We start from the raw sequence: 6,317 nt of genomic DNA on the forward strand, positions 1-6,317 counted from the left end.
TGCGCCCTGCCTACGGCATGACTTTGACCTCGTTCACGAAGGCCGCCCACGCCCCGGCCCAGAAGACCAGGGCAGGCGCGGCCGGGGTCTTGGAGTCGCGCACGGGGACGATGCCGGTGAGGCCGTCGGTCACTTCGAGGCAGTTGCCGCCGCTGGCGCCGCTGTACGTGGACTTGCGCCAGGTCGCGGATCCGGGGAAGTCTCGGGCGACTTCGAGGCAACTGCCGCCGCTGCCACCGCTGTATGTGGACTTGTGCCACGTGGCTGCGCCGGGGAAGTCCCGGGCGACCTCAAGGCAGTCGCCGCCGCTGCCGCCGCTGTACGTGGATTTGTGCCACGTGGCTGCGCTCAGGTCGTACTCATGGCTGCTGCTCTGCATGTTCGTAATCCTCCGCCACTGACTCCAGCAGGGCCAAGGAAGTTTCCGGTGACAGTGCGCTGGCCCCCACCAGATCGTAGGTCAGTTCGTGCCGGGCTACCGTCGCCGGATCGTCCAACAATCGGCCCGAGCCCATGCTCTGGAGATAGGCCAGTGGGGGCGCGTCGTCGAACGCCATGAGTTTCAGGGTGCCCTCAAGTGCCGCGTGTGCGCCTGCGCTCAACGGAAGCACCTGCACGATAATTCGGTGCTTACGAATCAACCGCGCCACATGACGCAGCGCCTCCGCCATCACCGCAGGTCCGCCCACCGGACGCCGCAGCACTGCCTCGTCAAGCACCGTCCAAACCATCGGCTTTGTTGGATGTTTGAGGAGGTTGGCTCGTTCCAGCCTCGCCGTGATCAGTTCCTCTATCGTCTCTTCCACCGCCGTCGGGTTATACGCGCGGAAGACCGCCCGCGCGTACCCCTCCGTCTGCAACAGCCCCGGGATCAGCAGCGGCGCGTACTCCTTGATCACCGTCGCGATCGCCTCAGCCTCCGCCGCCTCCGCGAAGTGATCCGGATACTTCGACGTCTTCAGCGCCTCGCAGTTGCGCAGGAAGTACCCGTTCGTCTTGAACGTCTCGTCGAAGTACGTCGCGTACTCCGGCTGCATCCTGCGCGTCCCCGACTCCAGCTGGCCGATGAAGGAGCCGCTCACGAAGAGCGGCCTCCCCAACTCGCCCTGCGTGAGTCGCGCTTGCACGCGCTGATGTCGTAGCTCCGCGCCGAGCATGGCGCGTGGTGAGGAGGACGGGTCGAGGGGTTTGGATCCGGGCATGACGGTCTCCCTGTTCATCACCTGTCGGTGTTGGGGCGAACTGTCTATTCAGGCTAGCCACATTCGGCCACGCTGTGTGGTGCGAATCAATACACACCGTGCTGGAGTGCGCTTATGGCTACGCAGGACACAAAAGAACGCGAAGACGCGGTAGAGGGGGTTAATCGTTACCAGTTCAACCTCCTCCACTGCCTGGCCGAGGGGCTCCCGGATCTCCACGACCCCCGCTACGACTCCCTGAAGGCCGCCCCGCCGCCCGGGTGTTCGGCCGGACGGTACGGCGACTTCTTCTGCCTCCGCTGTGAGCGCGAGGGCCTGAACCTGCTCGACGCCGTCGCGCCTGTCTGCGCCGAGGTCCGGGCCGCGTCCGGGGTGCTCATGACGGACCTCGGGGTCGAGGGGCTCTGGGAGTGGAAGGCCGACGGGCGCGACGGGCGCGGGGCCACCGTCGTGGCGCAGTTGCTGCTCATGGCGGCCGAGCGGGCGTCGCTGATCGGGTACGGCGTGGACGACCTGGTGCGGTTCCTCCGTACGGCGGCGGGCTGAGGCGCCACCCGCCGCCGTGGCGGACGGGCCTCGCTCAGACCTGGGCCGGCTGCGCCGCCGTCTCCGGGGGCGGCTGGTCGCCCGGGGTAGCCGGGGTGGCCGGGGTGGCCGGGGTGGCGGTCGGCGCCTTGCTGGTGGTCGTACGGGCGGCCGTCTCCGTATCGGTGTTCAGCTCGTGCAGCATCGTCTTCGTGAAGCCGAAGTAGTACGTGGCGACGAAGCCCACCGCGTATCCCACCAGCAGCCCGCCGCCGTACACGGCGATCATCTCGCCCAGGCCCTTGTTGCCCGACAGCAGTGGGAACAGGGCCCAGCCGGAGGGGCCGATCGCCGTCGAACCGACCGCCGCGCCCAGCTGGTTGAACAGGCCCACGAAGCCGCCTCCGAAGGCGCCGCCCACGCAGGCGGTGATGAAGGGGCGGCCCAGGGGGAGGGAGACGCCGTAGATGAGGGGCTCGCCCACGCCGAGGAAACCGGCCGGGAGGGCGGACCTGATGGTGCGGCGGATCGAGGTGTTGTGCGGGAGGCGCAGGTACACGGCCGCCGCCGCGCCGACCTGGCCCGCGCCCGCCATGGCGAGGATGGGCAGCAGGACGGTGTAGCCCTGCTGCTCGATCAGGGTGGTGTGGATCGGGATGAGCGCCTGGTGCAGGCCCAGCATCACCAGCGGCAGGAACAGGCCGCCCAGGACGAAACCGGCGCCTGAACCGCCGTGCGAGAGCAGCCAGTCGGCGAAGGTGCCGATGGCGGTGGAGATCTCCCCGGCCACGTACATCAGGCCGAAGATCGTGACCAGGCCGGAGACCAGCACGGTCAGGGTGGGGGTGACCAGGACGTCGAGCGCCTCCGGGACCCGTCGCCTGCACCACTTCTCGACGTACACCGCCAGGACCGCCGCGCCCAGCGCGCCCAGGACGCCGCCCTGGCCCGGGGAGAGCTTCTGCCCGAACGCGTCGATGTTGGCGACGCCCGGGAAGACGATGATCGCGGCGACCGCGCCGCCCAGGATGGGCGTACCGCCGAACTCCTTCGCCGTGTTGTAGCCCACGAATACCGCGATCAGCGACATGAAGCCCGACGCCATCGCCGCCAGGGCCGGGACGACAGCGGGCAACCAGTGCAGGTTCGTCAGCAGACCGTTGAGACCGGCGATGATGCCGCAGCCGATCAGCGCCGGGATGAGCGGCACGAAGATGTTGGCGATCCGGCGCAGGAAGAGCTTGAAGGGCGTGGCGTTGCGCGCCTTCCGTTCCGCCTTGATCTCCGCTCCCCGCGCCGCCAGCTCGTCCGCCGAGGCCGTGGCCGTGGCTGTGGCCGTGGCGGAGGAGGGGGCGGGCGAGGAGGCTCCGGGCGTGGGGGCCGCCGTCTCCTCGGCCTCCGCCACCAGCCGCTCGAACTCCGGCGTCACCCGCGCCACCGTCCCCGGGCCCAGCACGATCTGGTACGTCTCGTCCTCGATCACCCCCAGTACGGCGGGCAGCGCCTTGAGCGCCTCGTCCCGCACGAGAGAGCGGTCGTGCAGACCGAGCCGCAGCCTGGTCATGCAGTGGGCGACGGATGCCACGTTTCCCGCTCCCCCGACGAGCGGGAGGATCGCCTCGGCCGTGGCGCGGTTCTTGTCGGGCGTCTTGTCCGGTGTCTTGTCTGCTGCTGATCCTGTGGTTGCCATGGTGCTTCGTGCCTTGCTGTGCGAAGGGATGATCAGGGAGTACGTGGTGGGGTGGGGGCGGCCCGCAGCGCCGCGCGCAGATGGCCGTTGTTCGCCGCGAGGAGTGCGGCGGCCGTCGGGCCGTCGACCGAGCCGAGGAGGGCGAGGACGGCGTTCTTCACCTCGCCGTCGCTGTCGTGCAGCGCCTTCTCGATCTCCTCGTCGGAGGCGCCGGTGGCGAGGGAGACGATCCGGCGCGAGCGGGCACGCAGCTTCTCGTTGGAGGCGCGCACGTCGACCATCAGGTTTCCGTACGTCTTGCCGCGCCGGATCATGGTGATCGTCGAGAGCATGTTCAGCACGAGCTTCTGCGCCGTCCCCGCCTTGAGCCGGGTGGAGCCCGTGAGCAGCTCGGGGCCGACGACCACCTCGATGCCGTGCTCGGCCGCCGCCGCCAGCGCGCTGTCCGCGTTGCAGGAGAGGCCGACGGTGAGCGCGCCGAGGCTGCGGGCGTGCTCGACGGCTCCTATCGCGTACGGGGTGCGGCCGGACGCGGAGATCCCGACGACGGTGTCGGCGGCGGTGAGCTTCACCGCCGTCAGGTCGGCGGCGGCCAGCTCCTTGGAGTCCTCGGCGCCCTCGACGGACGTCACCAGCGCGCCCGGCCCGCCCGCGATGAGGCCGAGGACCTCCTCGGGGTCGGTGTTGAACGTCGGCGGGCACTCGCTGGCGTCCAGCACGCCGAGCCGTCCCGCCGTCCCCGCGCCCGCGTAGATCAGCCGCCCGCCGTGCGCCGCGCGCTCGGCGATCGCGTCGATGGCGGCGGCGATCCGGGGGAGCTGGGCGGCGACGGCCGCGGGGACGGTGGCGTCCTCGCCGTTCATGATCCGGGCGATCTCCAGCGTGGGCAGCTGATCGATCTCGGCCAGCTCGGGGCGGAACGCCTCGGTGGTGAGGGAGTCGAGCTGCGCGCGGAGGTCTCGGGAGGTGGCGGACGTGGCGGACGTGGCGGACGCGGCGGACGAGGCAGACGAGGCAGACGAGGCGGATGTGGTGGACGAGGCGGACGAGGAGACAGGCGAGGCTGATGAGGCCGGTGTGGTCATGGAGAGGGCGGCTCTTTCTTCCGGGTGTGCGGGTGCGGGTGCCGGGTGCGGGTGCGGGTGCCGGTACGGATGTGGGTGCGGTGCCGTGCGGTGCCGTGTGGTGTGGTGCCGTGCCGTGCCGTTACGGGGCGACCCGTCACGGAGTGGCCGTTACGGGGTGACCGGTGCGGGTACCCCGAAGCCGGGGTCCGGCACCGGGGCGCCCTACCGGGTCAGCGCCTTCCGCCGCGCGGGCTGTGGCGGTGCGCGAGCGCCTCGTACGACGCGGAGAGGGCCGGGGCGGCCGTCCCGTACGTGCGCTGCGCGACGCCTATGAACAGGCAGTCGACGACGAGGAGCTGGCTCGTACGGCTCGACATCGCGGCCGGGCGCAGCTCGCTCTCGCGGGCGGTCGAGGTGGTCAGGACGTGGTCCGCGTACTGCGAGACCGGGCCGTCGGGGCGGCCGGTGATCGCCACCGTCGTCGCGCCGCGGTCGAAGGCCACGCGGAGCGGCTCGATCACGTCGCCCGTGGACCCCGAGTGCGTTATCGCCACGGCCACATCGCCCGCGCGCAGCTGCACGGCGTTGGTGACGGCCTGGTGCGGGTCGCTGTGGGCGTGCGCGATCAGGCCGATGCGCAGGAACTTCTGGGCGAGGTCCATGCCCACGAGCGACGAGGCGCCCACCCCGTAGATGTCGATCCGCCGGGCCGCCACGGCGGCGGCGATCACCGCGCCCAGCTGCACGGTGTCGAGCCCGGCGGCGGTGTCGGCCAGCGTCTGCTGCTCGTCGTAGGCCAGCTTGGCGACGACATCGGCTATCGGATCGTCCACCGCGATGTCCGCCGTGACGGCGGGCGCGCGGCCCGACTGCTGCTGCGCCGCCAGCCCGGCGAGCGCGAGGCGCAGATCGCGGTAGCCCGGGTAGCCCAGGAGACGGGCCGTGCGGACGACGGTCGCCTCGCTCGTGCCCGTCAGCTCCGCGAGCCCGGTGACGGTGAGCGCGGCGCAGCCCGCCGGGTCCCCGGCGACCGCTTCGGCGACGAGCTGCATGGAGCGGGTCATGGTCGGCGCGAGCGTCCGCACCTTGGCGGCCAGGGCGGCGGGCGCCGGTGGGGCGGCACCGCTGAAACTTTCCTTCACGACTTGGGTCACACCTGAAAGATATTTTCGAATCTCGGCGTCGGTCAACCCTTAGATCTCCCTGACAATGGCGGGATGAACGACGCGAACCCCGACCAGCCCGCCCCCGCCCCCGGAACGCCCTCCTCCCTGGAGTCGGCGCTGCACGCCGCCCGCGCCCTGGTCCTCGCCGATCTGGCGGCGAGCGATGTGGCGCGCGCCGACGTGGTGTCGCTGGTGGAGGACGCCGTGGCGCACCGCCGCTGGTGGGTCGAACAGTGGCCGGAGGGGGTCGCGTACGTGACGGGCCTGGTCGCCCAGGACGTTCAGGACGCGCTGCTGGAGCGGTACGGGCGCTGGCCGCTCTGCCCGGTCTGCGCCGAGGGCCCCGACGCCGACCCGCACGCGCTGGAGGTGGAGCCCGAGCTGGGGGCCGACCCGCACTGGGTCTGCGCGAAACAGGCGGTGATCGTCGCGGCGGTGGGGTCGCTCGCGCCCGGCGCGGCGCGCCCGGACGCTCCGTAACCCCGGTCCGGGCCGAGGCGCATGGCCCGACCCCGGGCCGGGCCGAGCTGTGCGGCCGACCGCCTACCGCTGGTGCCAGACCAGCGTGTAGCGCCAGAACAGTCGGCGGCGCAGCCGTGCGCCGGGCAGCGCCCGGCGGGCGTCGCGGACGGTGTCCGCGAAGGTCGCGGTCGCCGGTCGGGTCGGG

The 6,317-nt window shown here is 71.4% G+C and carries 7 protein-coding genes and 1 pseudogene; 2 read left to right on the forward strand and 6 right to left on the reverse strand.

The genetic code is table 11. The features are described 5' to 3' along the window. Positions 1 to 10 precede the first annotated feature (10 nt). Both DVH02_RS08440 and DVH02_RS08445 read right to left on the reverse strand, forming a co-directional pair. A complete protein-coding gene (locus tag DVH02_RS08440; protein WP_114623089.1) occupies positions 11 to 379 on the reverse strand; it encodes a DUF397 domain-containing protein in 369 nt (122 codons plus the stop codon). Next, on the reverse strand, positions 360 to 1,202 hold the full coding sequence (locus tag DVH02_RS08445; protein WP_114623099.1) for a helix-turn-helix domain-containing protein: 843 nt from the start codon (positions 1,200 to 1,202) through the stop codon (positions 360 to 362). Before DVH02_RS08445 ends, DVH02_RS08440 begins: the two co-directional genes overlap by 20 nt. A 114-nt stretch (positions 1,203 to 1,316) precedes the next feature. Here DVH02_RS08445 and DVH02_RS08450 point away from each other — a divergent pair, with 114 nt between their 5' ends. After that, the gene (locus DVH02_RS08450) at positions 1,317 to 1,748 is read left to right on the forward strand and encodes an amidase (RefSeq protein WP_114623090.1); all 432 of its coding nucleotides are present in this window, start codon (positions 1,317 to 1,319) and stop codon (positions 1,746 to 1,748) included. Positions 1,749 to 1,782: 34 nt separating this feature from the next. On the opposite strand, the gene DVH02_RS08455 is transcribed toward DVH02_RS08450, so the two are convergent. The 3 genes from DVH02_RS08455 to DVH02_RS08465 all read right to left on the reverse strand — a co-directional run bounded on the left by DVH02_RS08455 (position 1,783) and on the right by DVH02_RS08465 (position 5,638). Continuing rightward, positions 1,783 to 3,417, reverse strand: a complete 1,635-nt coding sequence (locus DVH02_RS08455; protein ID WP_114623091.1) for a PTS transporter subunit EIIC — start codon at positions 3,415 to 3,417, stop codon at positions 1,783 to 1,785. 32 nt (positions 3,418 to 3,449) lie between these two features. Beyond that, a complete protein-coding gene (murQ, locus tag DVH02_RS08460; RefSeq protein ID WP_114623092.1) occupies positions 3,450 to 4,502 on the reverse strand; it encodes an N-acetylmuramic acid 6-phosphate etherase in 1,053 nt (350 codons plus the stop codon). Between the two features lie 212 nt (positions 4,503 to 4,714). Continuing rightward, on the reverse strand, positions 4,715 to 5,638 hold the full coding sequence (locus DVH02_RS08465) for a MurR/RpiR family transcriptional regulator (protein WP_114623093.1): 924 nt from the start codon (positions 5,636 to 5,638) through the stop codon (positions 4,715 to 4,717). 63 nt (positions 5,639 to 5,701) lie between these two features. Between DVH02_RS08465 and DVH02_RS08470 the strand changes: the two genes are divergently transcribed. Further along, entirely contained in the window at positions 5,702 to 6,130 is a 429-nt protein-coding gene (locus DVH02_RS08470; RefSeq protein WP_114623094.1) for a hypothetical protein, read from the forward strand. Positions 6,131 to 6,193: 63 nt separating this feature from the next. Here the strand turns inward: DVH02_RS08470 and DVH02_RS08475 are convergent. Further along, positions 6,194 to 6,317, reverse strand: a pseudogene (locus DVH02_RS08475) (SAM-dependent methyltransferase); the annotation flags it as partial.

It is taken from the genome of Streptomyces corynorhini (assembly GCF_003346515.1).
In the GTDB taxonomy this organism is placed as follows: domain Bacteria; phylum Actinomycetota; class Actinomycetes; order Streptomycetales; family Streptomycetaceae; genus Streptomyces; species Streptomyces corynorhini.

Coding starts and splice junctions, on each gene's coding strand:
- DVH02_RS08445 (WP_114623099.1), bottom strand. CDS start 1,202: ATGCCCGGATCCAAACCCCTCGACCCGTCCTCCTCACCACGCGCCATG.
- murQ (WP_114623092.1), bottom strand. CDS start 4,502: ATGACCACACCGGCCTCATCAGCCTCGCCTGTCTCCTCGTCCGCCTCG.
- DVH02_RS08450 (WP_114623090.1), top strand. CDS start 1,317: ATGGCTACGCAGGACACAAAAGAACGCGAAGACGCGGTAGAGGGGGTT.
- DVH02_RS08455 (WP_114623091.1), bottom strand. CDS start 3,417: ATGGCAACCACAGGATCAGCAGCAGACAAGACACCGGACAAGACGCCC.
- DVH02_RS08440 (WP_114623089.1), bottom strand. CDS start 379: ATGCAGAGCAGCAGCCATGAGTACGACCTGAGCGCAGCCACGTGGCAC.
- DVH02_RS08470 (WP_114623094.1), top strand. CDS start 5,702: ATGAACGACGCGAACCCCGACCAGCCCGCCCCCGCCCCCGGAACGCCC.